This is a genomic window from Natronomonas sp., assembly GCF_046710025.1.
In the GTDB taxonomy this organism is placed as follows: domain Archaea; phylum Halobacteriota; class Halobacteria; order Halobacteriales; family Haloarculaceae; genus Natronomonas.
In genome coordinates, this window is the sequence record NZ_JBKEGK010000037.1 from 1 (window position 1) to 16,515 (window position 16,515).

General features: G+C 61.7%; 17 protein-coding genes and 1 tRNA gene. 9 read left to right on the forward strand and 9 right to left on the reverse strand.

Going from position 1 to position 16,515, the window contains the following annotated elements; all coding sequences use genetic code 11:
* The 3 genes from ACI944_RS04310 to ACI944_RS04320 all read right to left on the reverse strand — a co-directional run.
* A partial coding sequence (locus tag ACI944_RS04310) for an ABC transporter ATP-binding protein (RefSeq protein WP_411717837.1) occupies window positions 1–1,699 on the reverse strand: 1,699 nt, incomplete at its 3' end.
* Between the two features lie 91 nt (window positions 1,700–1,790).
* On the reverse strand, window positions 1,791–2,249 hold the full coding sequence (locus ACI944_RS04315) for a Rossmann fold nucleotide-binding protein (RefSeq protein WP_411717838.1): 459 nt from the start codon (window positions 2,247–2,249) through the stop codon (window positions 1,791–1,793).
* 39 nt (window positions 2,250–2,288) lie between these two features.
* Complete coding sequence (locus ACI944_RS04320; RefSeq protein ID WP_411717839.1) at window positions 2,289–3,473, reverse strand: aspartate kinase; 1,185 nt, start codon at window positions 3,471–3,473, stop codon at window positions 2,289–2,291.
* 200 nt (window positions 3,474–3,673) lie between these two features.
* On the opposite strand from ACI944_RS04320, the gene ACI944_RS04325 reads away from it, so the two are divergent.
* Window positions 3,674–4,093, forward strand: a complete 420-nt coding sequence (locus tag ACI944_RS04325; RefSeq protein ID WP_411717840.1) for a hypothetical protein — start codon at window positions 3,674–3,676, stop codon at window positions 4,091–4,093.
* A 19-nt stretch (window positions 4,094–4,112) separates the two neighbouring features.
* On the opposite strand, the gene lipA is transcribed toward ACI944_RS04325, so the two are convergent.
* Window positions 4,113–5,054: a lipoyl synthase gene (lipA, locus tag ACI944_RS04330; RefSeq protein WP_411717841.1), complete on the reverse strand. Its 942-nt coding sequence runs from the start codon at window positions 5,052–5,054 to the stop codon at window positions 4,113–4,115.
* A 100-nt stretch (window positions 5,055–5,154) separates the two neighbouring features.
* Here lipA and ACI944_RS04335 point away from each other — a divergent pair, with 100 nt between their 5' ends.
* The 4 genes from ACI944_RS04335 to ACI944_RS04350 all read left to right on the forward strand — a co-directional run bounded on the left by ACI944_RS04335 (window position 5,155) and on the right by ACI944_RS04350 (window position 8,505).
* The gene (locus ACI944_RS04335; protein ID WP_411717842.1) at window positions 5,155–7,539 is read left to right on the forward strand and encodes a DEAD/DEAH box helicase; all 2,385 of its coding nucleotides are present in this window, start codon (window positions 5,155–5,157) and stop codon (window positions 7,537–7,539) included.
* A 192-nt stretch (window positions 7,540–7,731) separates the two neighbouring features.
* Window positions 7,732–8,115 carry a Rid family detoxifying hydrolase gene (locus tag ACI944_RS04340; protein ID WP_411717843.1) on the forward strand — a complete coding sequence of 128 codons (384 nt, stop codon included), beginning with the start codon at window positions 7,732–7,734 and terminating at the stop codon, window positions 8,113–8,115.
* Window positions 8,116–8,140: 25 nt separating this feature from the next.
* Window positions 8,141–8,368: a hypothetical protein gene (locus tag ACI944_RS04345; protein WP_411717844.1), complete on the forward strand. Its 228-nt coding sequence runs from the start codon at window positions 8,141–8,143 to the stop codon at window positions 8,366–8,368.
* 56 nt (window positions 8,369–8,424) lie between these two features.
* Window positions 8,425–8,505: transfer RNA gene (locus ACI944_RS04350), tRNA-Ser, on the forward strand.
* A gap of 386 nt (window positions 8,506–8,891) precedes the next feature.
* On the opposite strand, the gene ACI944_RS04355 is transcribed toward ACI944_RS04350, so the two are convergent.
* Window positions 8,892–9,863, reverse strand: a complete 972-nt coding sequence (locus tag ACI944_RS04355; RefSeq protein ID WP_411717845.1) for a hypothetical protein — start codon at window positions 9,861–9,863, stop codon at window positions 8,892–8,894.
* 84 nt (window positions 9,864–9,947) lie between these two features.
* Between ACI944_RS04355 and ACI944_RS04360 the strand changes: the two genes are divergently transcribed.
* From ACI944_RS04360 to ACI944_RS04375, 4 genes are read left to right on the forward strand one after another with little or no spacing between them, the layout of a single operon-like run.
* On the forward strand, window positions 9,948–12,308 hold the full coding sequence (locus ACI944_RS04360; RefSeq protein ID WP_411717846.1) for a DEAD/DEAH box helicase: 2,361 nt from the start codon (window positions 9,948–9,950) through the stop codon (window positions 12,306–12,308).
* A 22-nt stretch (window positions 12,309–12,330) separates the two neighbouring features.
* The gene (locus tag ACI944_RS04365) at window positions 12,331–13,131 is read left to right on the forward strand and encodes an SWIM zinc finger family protein (protein WP_411717847.1); all 801 of its coding nucleotides are present in this window, start codon (window positions 12,331–12,333) and stop codon (window positions 13,129–13,131) included.
* On the forward strand, window positions 13,124–13,903 hold the full coding sequence (locus ACI944_RS04370) for a hypothetical protein (RefSeq protein ID WP_411717853.1): 780 nt from the start codon (window positions 13,124–13,126) through the stop codon (window positions 13,901–13,903). The genes ACI944_RS04365 and ACI944_RS04370 overlap by 8 nt, the downstream gene beginning before the upstream one ends.
* The gene (locus ACI944_RS04375) at window positions 13,900–14,268 is read left to right on the forward strand and encodes a calcium-binding protein (RefSeq protein ID WP_411717848.1); all 369 of its coding nucleotides are present in this window, start codon (window positions 13,900–13,902) and stop codon (window positions 14,266–14,268) included. Before ACI944_RS04370 ends, ACI944_RS04375 begins: the two co-directional genes overlap by 4 nt.
* 35 nt (window positions 14,269–14,303) lie before the next feature.
* Here ACI944_RS04375 and ACI944_RS04380 read toward each other — a convergent pair whose 3' ends face one another.
* The 4 genes from ACI944_RS04380 to ACI944_RS04395 all read right to left on the reverse strand — a co-directional run bounded on the left by ACI944_RS04380 (window position 14,304) and on the right by ACI944_RS04395 (window position 16,300).
* Entirely contained in the window at window positions 14,304–14,660 is a 357-nt protein-coding gene (locus tag ACI944_RS04380; protein WP_411717849.1) for a hypothetical protein, read from the reverse strand.
* Window positions 14,661–14,703: 43 nt separating this feature from the next.
* Window positions 14,704–15,294: a hypothetical protein gene (locus ACI944_RS04385; protein ID WP_411717850.1), complete on the reverse strand. Its 591-nt coding sequence runs from the start codon at window positions 15,292–15,294 to the stop codon at window positions 14,704–14,706.
* Between the two features lie 5 nt (window positions 15,295–15,299).
* Window positions 15,300–15,698 carry a hypothetical protein gene (locus ACI944_RS04390; protein WP_411717851.1) on the reverse strand — a complete coding sequence of 133 codons (399 nt, stop codon included), beginning with the start codon at window positions 15,696–15,698 and terminating at the stop codon, window positions 15,300–15,302.
* A gap of 311 nt (window positions 15,699–16,009) precedes the next feature.
* Complete coding sequence (locus tag ACI944_RS04395; protein WP_411717852.1) at window positions 16,010–16,300, reverse strand: DUF433 domain-containing protein; 291 nt, start codon at window positions 16,298–16,300, stop codon at window positions 16,010–16,012.
* Between the last annotated feature and the right edge of the window lie 215 nt (window positions 16,301–16,515).

Consider the following 16,515-nt stretch of genomic DNA (forward strand, 5'->3'; position numbering starts at 1 on the left):
GGATGAGTTCCTCGGTTTCGGTGTCGACATCGCTCGTCGCCTCGTCAAAGACGATGATCGAGGGGTCGTTGAGCAGCGCGCGCGCAATCGCGAGGCGTTGGCGCTGGCCGCCCGAGAGCTTCACGCCACGCTCGCCGACTAGGGTATCGTACCCCTCCGGCAACTCACTGATAAATTCGTGGGCCTCGGCGGCCGTCGCGGCCTCGACGACCCGGTCGCGGGCGGCACCGTCGGAGTCGGTGACGTCGTCCTTCCACTCGGCTTCGAGCACCTCGTGATCGCCGTAGGCGATGTTCTCCGCGACCGTCCCGGAGAACAGGTAGGGATTCTGCTCGACAATCGCGATTCCGGCTCTAAGCGCCCGGAGGTTGTACTCGCGGACATCGATCCCGTCGACCGCGACACGCCCCGAGTCGACATCGTGAAACCGGGGAAGGAGCTTCAAGAGCGTCGATTTCCCCGCTCCGGTTGGCCCCGCGAGTCCGACAGTCGTCCCCGCGGGCACCTCAAGAGAGACGTCCCGGATCACGGGGTCGCGCTCGCCGTAGCTGAACGTCACGTCCTCGAAGGCGACATCGCCACTGACGCGCTCGGGAACAAAGGGGTCGTCGGGGTCGGTCACCGTCGGCTCCTCGCCGAGCAGCCCGAAGACGCGCTCGGCGCTGGATTTCGCGAGTTGATACTTGTTCGCCGACTTCCCGACCCGCCGCATCGGCGAGTAGAGCCGGCGAAGATACAGGAAAAACAGCGCGAACGCGCCGGCCGACAGCGCGCCGGACGCCCCGAGGATGATGTCTGTTCCACCGATGTAGAGAACGAGGACGAAAACGACGCCGGTCGTTAGCCGGAGCGAGGCAAAGAAGGCCCGCCGGATCCGCAACGCCGCCACCTTCTCGTCGTGGTAGGTCTGGCTCTGTTCGGCAACCCGTTCGCGCTCGAAGGCGTGGCGGTTGAACGCCTTTATGACCGCGGTGCCGCCGATGTTGTTCTCTAGGCGCGTATTCAGGCGAGCGACCGTTTCGCGGATCAACTTGTACCGGGGCTCGATCCAGTTGAGAAAGAGTCCGCTCGCGAGGCCGATGATGGGCACCGGTGCGAGCGCGATGAGCGCCAACTTCGGGGAGTAGAGCCAGAGGACGACCGAGATGCCCCCGACCGTCGCGACAACGCGGATCATCTGCCGGAACTCCGTGTTGAGAAACTGCTCTAAGCGGTTGATATCGCTGTTGAGGATCGACATCATCCCGCCGGTCTGATGGGAGACGAAGAAGTCCATCGAGAGGTGCTGAATGTGGTCGTAAGTGTCGTTTCGGAGATCCCGCTGGACCTTCTGGGCGGTCGACTGCAGCAGATACCGCGAGGCGAAGCGGGTCACGGAGCGGAGGAGATACGCCATCACCGCGATGACGACGAGCCGTTCGAGGAGCATGACACGGGCGGCCTCTCCGGCTATCTCGCCGCCGGGGACGACGCCCGCGTCGGCCAAGAGCCCTGGCTCCCCGGACCGCAACACTACGCGGTCGATCGCGGTCGCGACGATAATCGGCGGCACGAGCCTCGCAAAGCGCGTCAGAAACGAGGCAAAGACGCCGGCGCCCAGCCGCAGCCAGTACGGGCGGGCGTAGGCCAAGAGACTCCGTATCGGGTGCCCATCGAGGCTCTCGCGGATATCCTCGAAGCCGCCCTGATCGTCGGGCATACCCGGCGTAGTAGGGGCGCGTTCAAATGTCCCGTGTTCGCGGCCGGCGCTGCTGGCGGCCGGGGGTCGCGCCGTTGTAACCGGTCGCGATTCAGTTTCTCTGCGGTGACGCCCGCTCGACGTACTCGATCGCTTCCATCGGCGTTTCGACCGCCTCAAACCCCTCGAAGCCGGGATCGTGGGCTTCGATCCCTGCCACGGGCCGGCCGAAATCCAGCGCGTGGCCGATCTCCGAGAGGGTGCCGGTTGCGCCGTCGACCGCGATGACCCCTTCGCCGTTGAGTGCCACGAGAGCGTTGCGCGCGTTGCCGAGGCCGGTAGCAATCGGCGTCGACACCCACTCGTTGGCGGCCGCAGGATCTTCGCCGGGGAGAAGGCCGATCGTCTCCGCGCCGGTTCGGGCGGCGCCCTCACAGACGGCCGTCATAACGCCGCCCAACCCGCCGCAAACAACAGTATGATTACGCTCGCCGAGCAGGCAACCGAGACGGCGCGCGATCTCCGCGGTCCGGTCGTCGATCGTCGATCCGCCGATAACGGCGACTCGCATGGACGCACATCGCGTCTAGAAGATATAAGTCCGTCCGGCTCAGACCGCGTCCTGAATGATATCGAGGGCCTGCTCGCGGTCGTCCCAGTCCAGAAACACCGCGATCGAAGTCGCACTCGTGATCAGGTCCTGGATATTAATGTGTTCGGACGAGAGAGGGGCGATGATCTCTTCGAGGATCCCCGATTGGTTCGGGAGTTCGCCGCCGGTGATTCGGATGACGGCGATGTTGTCGTCGACGGTGACGCTCGATAACTCCTCGAGATCAATGACTGCCTGGTGAAGAACGTTCTCGGCGCGCTCGGCGACGCCCGTGTCGACGTAGAACGACACCGAGTCCATCCCGCTCGCGACGGCATCAACGTTGATGTCGGCATCAGCGAGGACGGCCGAGAGGTCCGAGAGGATCCCGGGGGTGTTCCTGATCGCGCGCCCGGCCGCGGTCAGACATGCCAGCGGTTCCTCGCGCATGTCGATGAGGTTCGCGAACTGCCCCTCGATCGTGGTCCCGCCCTGCAGGAGGTCACCGTGCTGGTAGTGGGCGACCCGGACCGTCATGTCACCGGTCTTGTACGACAGCGCTGACGGGGCGACAACCTCCGCGCCGCGGAACGAGAGGTTTCGGAGTTCATCGACGGTGATTTCGCCGACGTTGCGCGCGCCCTCAACCACACGAGGGTCACCAGTCATGACGCCCTCAACATCGGTGATGATGACGACCTCGTCGGCGCTCATGTAGTTGCCGAGCATGACGGCGGTCGTGTCGGAGCCGCCCCGGCCAAGCGTCGTCACGTTGCCCGCGTGGTCCTGTGCGAGAAAGCCGGTGGCGACGGGAACGTACCCCTCTGCGGCCATGTCGGCGGCTAGCTGTTTTGCCCGGCGCTGGGTCTCCTCGACGTCAACCTGGCCGTGCTCGTCGGTGATGACCGGCCACTCCTCGGTGCCGGGTTCGAGGAACTTCGAGTCGATCCCGCGGGCGCCAAGGGCGGCCTTCAACATCCGGACGGAGGTCCGCTCGCCCATCGAGACGATCTCGGCTTCGTCGGCCTCGTCGGCCTCGAAGGTGATCGCATCGAGCAGAAAATCGGTCGTCGACCCCATCGCGCTCGCGACGACGGCGACCTCGTGGCCCTCGTTGACCGCTGCGGCGATCGAGTCGGCGGCCCGGTTGACCCGGTCGCCGTTCCCGAGGCTCGTCCCGCCAAACTTGGCGACTACGCGCATCCTTTCACCTGCCGCCCCGTGTGGTAGCTCATACCTCTCGTTGCTGGCCGTGTAAAATAACGGTGTTCATCTCTCTCGCGAGCGAAACCGCGGCCCACTCCGGCGGTTTTTCAGCTCTCACCGTCGGGCAGCCATCCGGCGGGCGTCAGCCGACCGCCCGCCGCGAAACGTTCATTGTCCCCACCGCGTTACACAATCGCATGAACGTACGGGACGCCGTCGAGGCCGACGCCGACCGGCTGGCGGCGCTGACCGACTCGCCGACCGACGTGATGCGGAATCTCATCCACGACCGGACGGTCCGGGTCGCCGACGCCGACGGGGACGTCGAGGGATTTGTTAGTTACGACGCCGAGAGCGCGACGGTCCACGTGACCCAACTTGAGGGTGACGCAGAACTGTGCGAGACGCTGCTCGCCGAGCCGACGCGCTTTGCCGCCCGCGAGGACATGACCGTCGAGTTGCTGGCCATGGAGGCCGACAACGCGACGCAGGCCGCCGCCGAGCGCGCGGCGTTCGAACGCTGCGGCTCGGGGCCGCGCTTCGGCGGGACGCCGACGATCAGGTATCGGTGGGAACCGGAATCCGAAGCGGGGCCAGAAACGGGAACGACCGCCTAAGAGGGCCCACGTCGATTGCTCACTCGGTAGTGCCGTGCTGTTCCGCCGCCGCCCTAGCCGCTGCCGGGTCGGCCCCATCCCGAAGCAGCGCCTCGACAAAGAACTCGCCAGCCTTGAACGAGGAGCGAACCATCGGCCCCGACGCGCAGTATAGAAAGCCGAACTCCTCCTCGGCGACTGCCTTCCAGACATCGAAAACGTCCGGATGGACGTACTCGAAGACCTCTAGATGTGAGCGGGAGGGCTGGAGATACTGGCCGAACGTTACGATATCGACGCCGATTTCTCGGAGGTCCGACAGCGCCCGGTACACCTCGTGGTCGTACTCGCCGACCCCGAGCATCAGACTCGTCTTCGCGTAGACGTCGGGCGCGTCGGCGATCCGTTCGAGCACCGACAGCGACTGTTCGTAGCCAGCGCGTCGGTCACGGACCGGCCACTGGAGCCGATCGACCGTCTCGACGTTGTGCGCTATCACGTCCGTCCCGGCGTCGATGATCCGATCGACCGCGTCCACGTCGCCCTCAAAGTCGGGGATGAGTGCCTCGACGAGTATCTCTGGATCGTGGCGTTTTATAGCCCGAATCGTCGCCGCGAAGTGACTCGCCCCGCCGTCCGGCAGGTCGTCGCGATCGACGGAGGTCAACACCACGTAGTCGAGGCCGATCTCGTCGACCGCACTCGCGACGTTGTCGGGTTCCTCGGGATCAAGCGGTTCCATCCCGCCGGTCTCGACGTCACAGAAGTTACAACCCCGCGAGCATCGCTCACCCATCAGCATGAACGTCGCCGTTCCGGGGCCGTCCCGGCCGCTCCAACAGTCCCCGAGGTTCGGGCAGTTTGCCTCCTCACAGACTGTGTGGAGGTTTCTGTCCCGCAACGTTCGCTTTATTTCGGCGAACCGCTCGCCGCTCGGTGGACGGCTCTTCAGCCACTCGGGCTTGCGGCGGCGGCCAGTCATACGGGGCCGTTTGGCTCTGAGCACAAAAGACTACGCCCCAAGCCCCGTTCCACCGTCCGCGACGGAAACGCCTATACGCTCGGCAGCCCCCCCTTCGCCCGTGGCAGGTCGCACGGAATACGAGGCTGGCGTCGCCGTTTCGGACGTGCTGCCGGCGTTCGCCGGCGCGTTCCCCTTCGAGTCGTTCAACCGGATGCAGGCCGCGGCGCTGCCCGCCATCCTTGGGCGCGACGACAACGTCGTCGTCAGCGCGCCGACCGCAAGCGGGAAGACGGCACTCGCGGAGGCCGCCATCTGTCGGACGCTCGAATCGGGCGGCACCGCGCTGTTTCTCGCGCCGCTTCGGGCGCTGACAAACGAGAAGGAATCGGAGTGGGAGCGCTTCGAGGAGTTGGGCTACTCGGTGTACGTCGTCACCGGCGAGCGCGATCTCAACCCCCGGCGCGCCGAGGGAGCGGACATCCTCGTGATGACGCCCGAAAAAGCCGACTCGGCGACGCGAAAACATGACTCGCCGCGATACGCCTTTGTCACCGACGTCGACTGCTGTGTCATCGACGAGGTCCACCTGCTCGACTCGGACCGGCGGGGGGCTGTTCTTGAGGTGACGATCTCGCGGCTCAGGCGGCTCTGTGGGCCGCGGATCGTCGCGCTCTCGGCGACAATGCGGAACGTCGGCGACGTCGCCGAGTGGCTCGACGCCCCCGAAGCCTGTACCTTCCGGTTCGGCGACTCCTACCGCCCCGTCCCGCTGTCGGCGACAGTCGAGACGTACGCCCACGGCGACAACGCGTTCGCCGACAAGTATCGGCGGCTCTACCGGGCGCTGGATCTCGCCCAGCCGCACATCGAAGCGAGTGGCCAGGCGCTCGTCTTCGTCGCCTCACGGCAGGACACGGTGCGGGCCGCGGAAAAAGCCCGGGACGTGATCGCCGAACGCGACATCGAGATCGGTTCACGCGGCGACTACGGCTTCCATACCGACGCCCAGGAATTGAAAAACGACACGCTTCGGCAGTCGGTCGTCGACGGCGTCGGCTTCCACCACGCCGGACTCTCGAAAGCGGACAAGGACCGCGTCGAAGACTGGTTCAAATCCGGCGACATACAGCTTCTGTTCTCGACATCGACACTGGCGTGGGGCGTCAACCTCCCCGCACGGTGTGTCGTCATCCGCGACACAAAGCTCCATGACCCGCTCGAGGGCGAGGTTGACATGAGCCCCCTCGATATCCTCCAGATGCTCGGCCGCGCGGGGCGGCCGGGCTACGACGACGCCGGCTACGCACACATCGTCTGTGACGGCTCGGACGCCGATCGTTACCGACAACTGCTCGAGGACGGCAAGCCGATCGAGTCGCGGCTGGCCGGCGAACTCGACTCACATCTGAACGCCGAGATCGCCCTCGGCGTGGTCGACGACATCGAGGACGTGATGGGGTGGCTCGAGACGACGTTTTATTACGCGCGCGCGGCGAGCGCGCCGGAACAGTACGACGACACCGAGTCCCTTCGGGATCGGGTCTCGGCAACGCTCAGGCGCCTCGTCGACGGCGGGTTCGTCGACCAGTCGGGCCTTGAGATCGAACCGACAAATCTCGGTCGGCTCACCTCGCAGTTCTACCTTCGACTCGACACCGCGGCATCGTTTCACGCGCTATGTGAGCGCGCCGCCGACAGCGACTCGCCCGCCCTAAACGAATCAGCTGTCCTCCGAACCGTCGCCGACGCAGCGGCGTTCGACAGCGTCTCGGCGCGCCGCGACGAGCGCGAGACGTTTGGGGCCGTCCTCGCCGGCGAGGGCGATGACCTCGATCCCGGCAACCGCAAGGTGCTCGCCATCCTCAGGGCTGGGATGTCAGGGACGACGCCCGCGGAACTCCAAAGCGACGCGTGGGTCATCCGACAGAACGGACTTCGGCTCTTGGCGGCGCTTCGAGCGTTCTGCGAGCGGTTCGCCTCGCCGCGTGACGCGAACCTTGTTCGCCGGATCGAGGCCCGCCTCGAGCACGGGGTCGGAGACGAAGCGGTCGGACTCGTCGCGGTCGGCGGAATCGGTTCGGGGCGGGCGAGCAAACTCGCGAAGGCAGGGCTAGTCGACCCGGCCGACATCCGACGCGCGGACGTCGAGGGGCTGGTTGACACCGGCCTCTCGGAGGGCGTCGCCGAACGCGTTCTTAAGCAGGCGCGGGCGTTGCCCGATATCTCCATAGAGTGGGACGGGGTTCCCGGCACGATTCCCGCCGGCGAGAACGCGATGGCCGAGGTCACAGTCCGGAACGCCGGCGACGGGGCACCGGCGGGTGTCCGTGTGACTGTCAACGGGATCGAGATGTCAGAGACAACGCGGTATCTCGGCGAGACGACTGTCCCCGTCGGTGTCTTCGGCGGCGACGCCGAGGAACTCACGTACGAGGTCGAGGTCACCTTCCCGGAACTCCCGCTTCACCCGGTCACGGATCACCGCGTTGTCGTCGTGGAGTGACCCCTTCGCTTCCAGTCGAACTCTTCCCCGCTGATTGATAAGACGGAACTAAGAGCCCGTATTCGCCGTTTCTTCGAGGTATCGTGCGATCATTCCACATGTCATAGGAGCACGGGGAGTTCCAGCTGAAGCGGGGGTTTCACAGTGCGGCGACGCCCGGTTTTTATATTGCTTCGAGGCAGGATATCTTTCATGAGCAAGGAAACGATTCAGACCGACGACGCCCCGCCCGCCGCCGGGGCCTACAGCCAAGCGACGAGCGACGGCGATCTCGTCTTTACCGCCGGCCAGATCGCGTTGACCCCCGACGGCGATCCGCTCTCCGGAGAACCGATCGCGGTCCAGACTGAACGGGCACTCGACAACCTCGCCGCCGTCTTAGAAGCGGCCGGCACGGATCTTGAGCACGTCCTCAAGACCACCGTCTACCTCGCCGATATCGACGACTTCGAAGCGATGAACGAGGTGTACGCCGGCTACTTCGACGCCGATCCGCCGGCCCGATCGGCGGTACAGGCTGGCGCGCTGCCGCTCGGGATGGCCGTCGAGATTGAGGCGGTCGCGACACGACCGTGAGACGGCGGGGGACCGATATACTCCAATGCCGCTCGTGACACCGCGCTGTCGCTCGGCGCTACTTTGGGGCCTCGTCGGTGCGCTCTCGTTTCTCGTCGCCCATGGGGCGTACCTTCTCCTCGGCGGGGCATTCCTCGGCGTCGCCCCGATAGCCGCCGTGACCCTCGTGGTCTTTTTCGGGGCGGCCACTAGCAGCGACTATGTCGAACGGCGTCTTAGTGTCGCAGAGCAGCCGGCCGATGCGGGCGAGTGACACGCCCTCACCGAACGCGAAGCCTTTAAACCGCCGACTCCGGTACGTTCTGGTGAGCCGGGATGGCCGAGTGGTAAGGCGCACGCCTGGAAAGCGTGTTCCCTCAGGGATCCAGGGTTCAAATCCCTGTCCCGGCGCTTTTGCATCGGTTCCGCGACCAAAGCGAGCGAAACGCTACGTGTGGCATAGACAACGGCCGTGAGGAGCAACGCGTATCGCGGGGATCTGGGTCACGGAGCTCCGAGCGCAGTGAAGAGTCATGTTGAGTGTGCCCCGGACCTGTTTCATCGTTGATCCACAATCGATGATAGGCATGGAGTTGTACTATATTGAACGCGTAGAACGTATTGAAGCTAGGAGCACCAAGTAGACCGTCTTCCGGACACCTGTAAGCCAAGGGCCAGATATCGGGTAGGCTTTTATATATTAGAATGGTTTACTTAGGGTTAATATTGCCAATATTAGACGCTAAAGTCCCTCTAGCATCCGAACAGCGCCCCAAAGATTGAAACACCTATCGAAGCTATCCCTGCATCTGTGTTCCAGTACTGAAACTGGTGAGGTCGTCGATACGCTCTTCGAGGGCTTCGATTTCCTGTCGGAGGTCGTCTGATTCTGCATCGTCGCTTGCCGCCAGTCGGTCTTTCAGCCCTTGGAGACGTGATTCCTTGACATCGTCATCAACTTCGGCTTTCCGGACGTACTCGCTTTCGGAAATCTCGTAGAGATCCGACTCAGCTAGTTCAGTCACATCCAGGGCATCAGCCACCTTACTCGAATCGAGGCTCATCACGCGCTCACGTTCAATCCCAGCGTCTTCCAGTAAATCGAGCACCTCGTCCTCGTCTTTGAGCGAGCGGTTGCGGCGTGATGTTCGTTGGACCGACCCGTACTGGCCGTGGACCGGTTGGTCGTGATGCAGACGGTCAAGTAACACGTCGGCCACATCCTGCCGGAACTCGTTTGCGTTCCGCTGGACATCCGAACAGAGTGTATAAATGTTCACCAAGGCGTCCGTCTCAAGGTCACTGAGGTCGGTTACGTCATGCCGTTCCAGCGCGTCGATGAGGAGCAAGGCATCGGAGTAGACATCCAGTCCATCGGGTTCGATGCGGTCAGCCTCCCCTGAAACTGTGTCGCCGTCAACGAGTTGTGTCTCTGTCGGGCCCTCCGTTTCGACAATGACCCCGCTATCGCCGTCGATTTCGAAGCGCGGGTGTAGGCTCAGGACTGCCGGATATGGGTCGGCATCGGCCGGCAAGCGGTCAAGTTCGAACTCGCCATTCGAATCCTGTATTCGCCGGTAGAGCGTCTCGAACTGCTCGCGCTGGAGTGGATGACGCTCACCGGACTCCTCGAACGTAATGATGACACGATGCTCCTGTACGTCCGTGATTCGAAATCGGTTGTGAGAGAGTGGCGTAATGACTTCAGCCCCGTCGGAGAGGTCATCGAGTTCCTCAAGGAGCGTGTGCCAGCTGACGCTGAATGGCATAGGGAGGAGTACGACGGCTTAGGGTAAAGTGTTCAGGACACGAGTCTATAGCCCTATATGCGAGTGCGCGTGTAGTATGTGGTAGTGGACGAGTTCGTCGACTGGGTTCGGCGTCGGGACTACTATCACGACCAGATACAGTTCCAGCGGTCGGTCGCTGCCCGGCGCCCCGAAACACGGTCATGTGAGATAAATCCTGAGGTCACCGCACAGCTCGCCGACCGAGGTATCGACGAACTCTACGCACACCAAGCCGATGCCATTGAGGCAATCCGTCAGGGCCAGAACGTCGTCTTGGCGACGCCGACAGCGAGCGGCAAGAGCCTCACGTACACGGTTCCAGCCATAGAGCGGGCCCGCGACCACGATGGACGCACGCTGTATATCGGCCCACAGGTCGCACTGATCAACGATCAAGAAGCGACGCTCTCTGCGTTTGCCGCCCCGTTCGAAGATATTGCTGTCACCCAGTACACGGGCGGACTCACATCGGCCGAGCGCCAGCAGGCCCGCGATGATAACCCCTCACTCGTGTTGACGACGCCAGATATGCTCCACTGTGGCTTGCTCAGTCACGCTGAGGATCTCTGGCGGTCCTTTTTCAACTCACTTGACCTCGTGGTCGTTGACGAGGTCCACGAGTATCGCGGAGTCTTCGGCAGTCACGTCGGTCTCGTCCTTCGTCGACTCACGCGACTTTGCGAGCGGTTTGATGCGACCCCCCAGTTTGTGTGCTGTTCGGCGACAATCGGTAACCCCCGAGAGCACGCGGCGACGATTACCGGCCAACCCACCGACTCATTCGCCCTCGTTGACGAGGATACCAGTGAGACTGGGCCGACCCAGTGGCTGTTCTGGCAACCACCGAAATACGACGAGGGTGACGCCCCTGTGGGGGCCGGCCAACGTCGCTCCCACCATGGGGAAACGATGCGTCTGTTCGTCGATCTCGTCCAGCGCGGCTACCAGACGGTGGCGTTTACGCGCGCCAGACAGACTGCAGAACGCTACGCGACTATCAGCAGTGACACCCTCGCCGAGCGGGGCAAGGGCGACCTCGCAGAGAGTGTTACAGCGTACCATGCAGGTTTACGCGATGATCGGCGTGGGGCTATCGAGACGGCGTTACACACCGACGAGTGTGCCGGTGTCTGGAGTACCAGTGCACTCGAACTAGGCGTCGATATCGGGAGTCTCGACGCTGTGCTGTTGGACGGCTACCCGGGCACGCAAATGTCGACGTTCCAGCGGGCCGGCCGCGCCGGGCGTGGGACCGACCCAAGTCTCGTCGCCCTTGTCGCCAGCGAAGACCAACTCGACCAGTACGTCATCAACCACCCCGGCGAGCTGTTCGAAGGAACCCCGGAACGCGCCGTCGCTAACCCGTCGAACCCACATCTCCTTCGACTGCACGCCCACGCGGCAGCCATCGAACGACCGCTTCGAACCGCCGATGAGCGGTATTTCGGCCCGGCGTTTCCCGACATTGTCAGTACGCTCACCGACGACGGCGAACTGACTCGCCGACAGACAGCCGATGGACTCGAATGGCGACGCACGGCCAGCGGCCGGACGGTCAATCCCTACGAACGAGGGCTCCGCACGATCACCGACCGCACTGTCGTCCTCAAGGTTCGGGGCGGCCAGTCCAACGAACTCGGGGAATTGCCTCTCGACGCTGCACTTCGTGACGTTCATCCGGGCGCCATCTATCATCACCAAGGCCAGAGCTACGAGGTGCAATCCCTTGACCTCGACCGGGACGTGGCGTGGCTCGCGCCGACAGAGAGCGATCATCAGACCCGTGTCCACTTCGAGGAATCGATGACAGTCGAGGAAGACATCACCACCAAACCGTTGGCGACCCGCGAGGATGTAACCGTCCACTTCGCGGACGTGACCCGTCGAAAGCAGGTCACGGGCTTCCAGCGGCGTGACCACCGAACGGGCGAGATTATCAGCGACGAATCACTCGACTTACCCGAGACGACGCTGTCGACCCGTGCGCTGTACCTGACACTCCCGCCGGGCCTCGAAGGACTCATGCAGACGATGTCCGGCTCCTTCGAGGGTGGTCTTCACGCGGTCCAGCACGCCCTCGTTGCTACGTTCCCACTCGTGATTCTCTGTGACCGCCGTGACGTTGGCAGTGTCTCGACGACGGACCATCCACAGACGGAGACGAGTGTGCTGTTCATCTACGACGGCTACCACGGTGGCGTCGGGCTGGCCCGGAACGGATACGATCAGATTGAGGACCTCCTCCAGCACACGTGGGGATTGCTCGCCGACTGTGGCTGTGCGGACGGCTGTCCGGCCTGTATCCAGTCACCCCACTGTGGCCGGGCGAACGAACCGTTGGATAAACGCCTCGCGGTAACACTCACGATGGCGCTTGCCGACCCGAACCGGCAGGGCGATACTGTCGAACCGAACTCAGATTAGCCCCGCCCGCGAACGAGGGAACATGAACGTCGACGAGGAAACCATCCGAAATCGGAGCACGGACGCCGTGTTCGGTCGGGGTGAAACGTATCGCAAGGAGGGACGCATTCAACAGCTTGACCGGTTCGACGACCTCGTGACCGCGGCAGTCAGCGGGTCAAAACTGTACGACGTGACGATCGAGTTCGGTGGGCGGAGTCTGGATACGAACTGCACCTGTCCGTACGACGGGAGCGGCGACTGCAAACACGTCGTCGCAGTGTTGCTGGATATCGCTGCTGGGCCGCCGGCAGACGAGAGCGAGCGCGTTGAGGCCGTTCTCGACGATGTGTCGGCCGACGATTTGCGTGGCTTTGTCCGTGATGCACTCGCCGAACACGCGGAGTTGCGCGAACAGTTTCTCGCACAGTTCGGCGAGGACCATAAGTCAGTCGAGGAGTACCGTGAGGAAATCGCCCAACTGTTCGAACAGCACGCTGACCCCGGCGTGTACGACGCGATTGACTTCTCTCGGTTTTTCGAGATTGCTGAACAGTACCGTAATCGAGACCGGTATCTGGCCGCGGCGACAGTCTATCGGGCCGTTTTCGAAGAAGTCGATGAGAAGTACAAGTGGGTCAACGGGGCATACGACCACTACGCCAAAACCATCCAGAAAGCTATCGACGGCTACGCCGACTGCATCCTTGCGACTGACCCAACTCCGGAGGAATTCGACACGTATGCTGGTGTGCTGGAAGCGCGGACAACGACAGATCTGGTACTCAACAGCGAACAGTTCTGGCGTGCAATCGATGACCTTGAGGAGCGATACGATGAGTGAGCCAACAGACCGGTTCGTCATCGAAATTGGGAGCGGAACAGTGGTACATATCATCGATATGGATGCCGATCAAGACGGGAGCAACTCTCGCTTTTCGTTCGGTATCGGTGGTCCTGGGGAGATGATGTGTAGTCACGGTAACCGGCATCCGCGCCCGCAGCACGTCCCAGTATCGGAGTTTCTTGCCCACCACGATATCGATAAAGATGGCTTTGACGGGGATGCACCGGACGAGATTTGCTCGTATTGCTGGTCGAACACGCGGGAGGCAGTCGGGAACGAACAGAACGAAGCTGACGACGATATATCCGAGCAGATTGGCACTGTCGGCTATCGACTCCGATGGAAGCAGAAAGGCCGCGCGCGAGACGAGTGGTACGATATCGTTGTCAAGCCGAAGACGACAGTGGCAGAGCTGGACAGACTCGTCTGTCGGTTCACAACACTCGATGATTTCCACCTCCGGATGTACGGACTCGAAGACGAGTATCTGGAGTCCAGTCTCAACGTGCTTCCCGACCACCAGTACGAGGAAGCAGGCGACCGGTCGTACACCAGAGCAAGTGAGATGACGATTGCAGATGTCGCAGAGCGTGCGACACTCTGGGATGGCGACAGACTCAGTTTGGTCTATGATTTCGGCACGCCGTCGCACTACTACTGTATCGTGAAAGAGGTCTACGAGCCTGCGGAGATCGATGAATTTCTTGAGACCGATAACGTGATCACGTCGACTGATACGGCCGCAATTGTCAGGGAGAAGCGACCATGACGGAGGAAACGGATGAAGAGCGAAGCAAACGTATCCGGAGGGAGATACTCACCGACGCCTACAACGCGGATGAGATGGCTATCAGTTGGTGCTACCATCTCGAACGTGAGATGTCTTTCCCATTCCAAGCCCGCTGTATCGAGGAACGAACGATCTCGCCACTGCGAGAGGAGGAAGAAGTACCGGTCGTTGGAATGACCGATAAAGTAGTCAGCAACCGGGAGATGTTCGTCCTCGTGGAGTGGATGGACCGGGAGTTTGGCGTGCCACTGTCACAGCTCGAAGTACTCGACGTTGACAGCGATACCAGACAAGCGGTTGACGACTGGCACTACTGGAACGGCAACAGTGGTCGGTTGGGCTAGACATACAGGGTGTCTCACAAGGTATTGACCGGCACCTACTCTGTCTCGTTCAACTCATCCATCGCTCCGTAGAGTTCGGTCACGAACTGTAGTACCTGCTCCTCGTCTTCGATATCGTAGCCTCGGTACGCAATCACGTCGTTGACGGCTGCTTCTTTCGGACTATCAGGAGAGGTCTCGGTAATGATTTTCCACCCTTCGTCCTCGTCGTAGACCAGTGCGGAGACTGTCTCCCCTGAGGTGATCAACAAGTCATACACACGGGGCTTGTTGTCCCCCTCATCTTGGATACTCTGGGGTGTAGCAGGAAAGACGAAGCCGATAGCATTTGACTGATTGAGCGATTCTACCTCGGGATAGGAGAGTGGCCGGTCAGGGAGGCCTTTGACCATATGAGGTGTCTCTCGTTCGGGACTGTGATAGTTCTGGGTTGGCTCATCCACGAGTTGGCTTGTCCTCATCTTCCTCAGGGGCGAAGTGGTCCAATTCCATCGGAGCCCTCGTCTCGACCTCAGGAATTGGCCCATCATTCGGTAGGTTCATCTCTCGGACATGCTCCTCTAGCTTGTCGACACTCTCGACAGTCCGCACGTCGAGTCGCTCCCAGCCGTTTCCGTATTCCCTGACAATGAACTCGTAGTCGGGTAGTTCCTGATAGTTGCTGACACGACGATCGCCCGTTACTGGTTGGAGGTCAGCGTCTGGAACACACTCGACGAAAACGGCGGCATACGTCGGGAGTGTCTGGTTGTAGACATCGCTCATGTCGTGTGGCTTGTCCTCGGAGGCGAGGAAGTTGTTGTAGAGGTCCCGCTTCAGTACCTCAAACCCATTTTCTGGCGATGTACGGGCAGACAGACTTCCGTTGGGCTTGCCGTTGTGCTTGTATTCGACCTTCCAGCCGTCAACGCCAGTCTTCAGGACGTGGTGTTCGTGTAGGTCGTAGGTGAGGACGAAATAGTCGCCTCGCTTTTGACTGTACCGCCAGCCGTTGGGCCACTCGTCGTTTGATGGGAGGTCTACCATAGGTATTACTCCTCACCCAGGGATGCAAGTTCCTCGGGATTGGCCTCAATCGCTTCCTCGGGAAGGCCGTAGAGTTTTATTATAGCTCGTTTCAGTGCCTCTTTGCGGTCTAACCCGTCATATCCACGGTACTCAAGAAGCTGATCATGCACGAGTTCGTAAGCATCGTCGTTCTCGTCAGTTTCTTTGGCGATGAGGGTCCAGCCATGCTCTTCGTCAGTGTAGGCGAGAGCAGCGACAGTCTCATCTATGAAGATCAGCAGGTCATGTATCCGCTGCGTGCCTTCCTCATCTTCTTGAACGCTCTCAGGAGACCCTGGAGCGACCAGATCAATGGGCCCTTCTTCAGTAAGTGTGTCAGCTTCTGGCTCGTAGAGCGGTCGGTTTGGGAGACTTGAAATCATGGAGTTGCGGGCTTGAACACACTCTCGGCTAATCAATGCTACTACGGTTCAACTGACGCTGGTGTGTCTCGGCATTGGTAGATAGGGCTGTGCAAGATGGATAGCGCGTATCTCGCACGGATTCCACTACCAGAAAACGGCACCCCGAATCGGTCAGTACCGAGTGAATACTGCGCGATCGGATGGTCGGCAGTCCCTTTCCCGATTTCAGGCACGAAATCGACTTGCTCAACGTCGTGCCGATAGTTCTCAAGCCGATGAAACACCTCGTGATCGACGTTCTCGTCGAGGATGCGTCGATACGCGATCGCTCAGATATCGGGTGGCGTGAGTGACGACCGCTCTCTGGCTTCGCCAGCGGCTCGCTCGTGGCGCCTCTCGACCCGTCGCATCTCCTCGGGATTGTTGTGATAGAACGCCAGCGCCTCGTAGATATCCGCGGTATCCAAGTTGTATCGCTCGGCGACTCGGTCAGGAGCGAGTCCGCGCTGTTCGACGCGTACGTGTACATCTCGGACAGTGATGCGGCTCCCCTCTATGTGGGGCTCCCCGTGAATCTCCGAATCCTCGGCAGAGTCGATTCGATACTGCTGGGTCGCCATTGAGTACAGATAGGCTCCCTTAGGTGTTGAAACCTCGCCGAAGCGAGCGTACGCCGCTCTTCTGATTCCGACTTCGAGTGGGGATTGCCAGTCAGACCCGAAAGCACCGCAGTAAATCGGCCGTGACTGTGTCTGTGACACGCTTCGTGCGCTTAACTTTGGTCTGTCTCGGGGTTCGATGCGTACGCCTCGGCCAGTTCGACCACGTCGTAGAC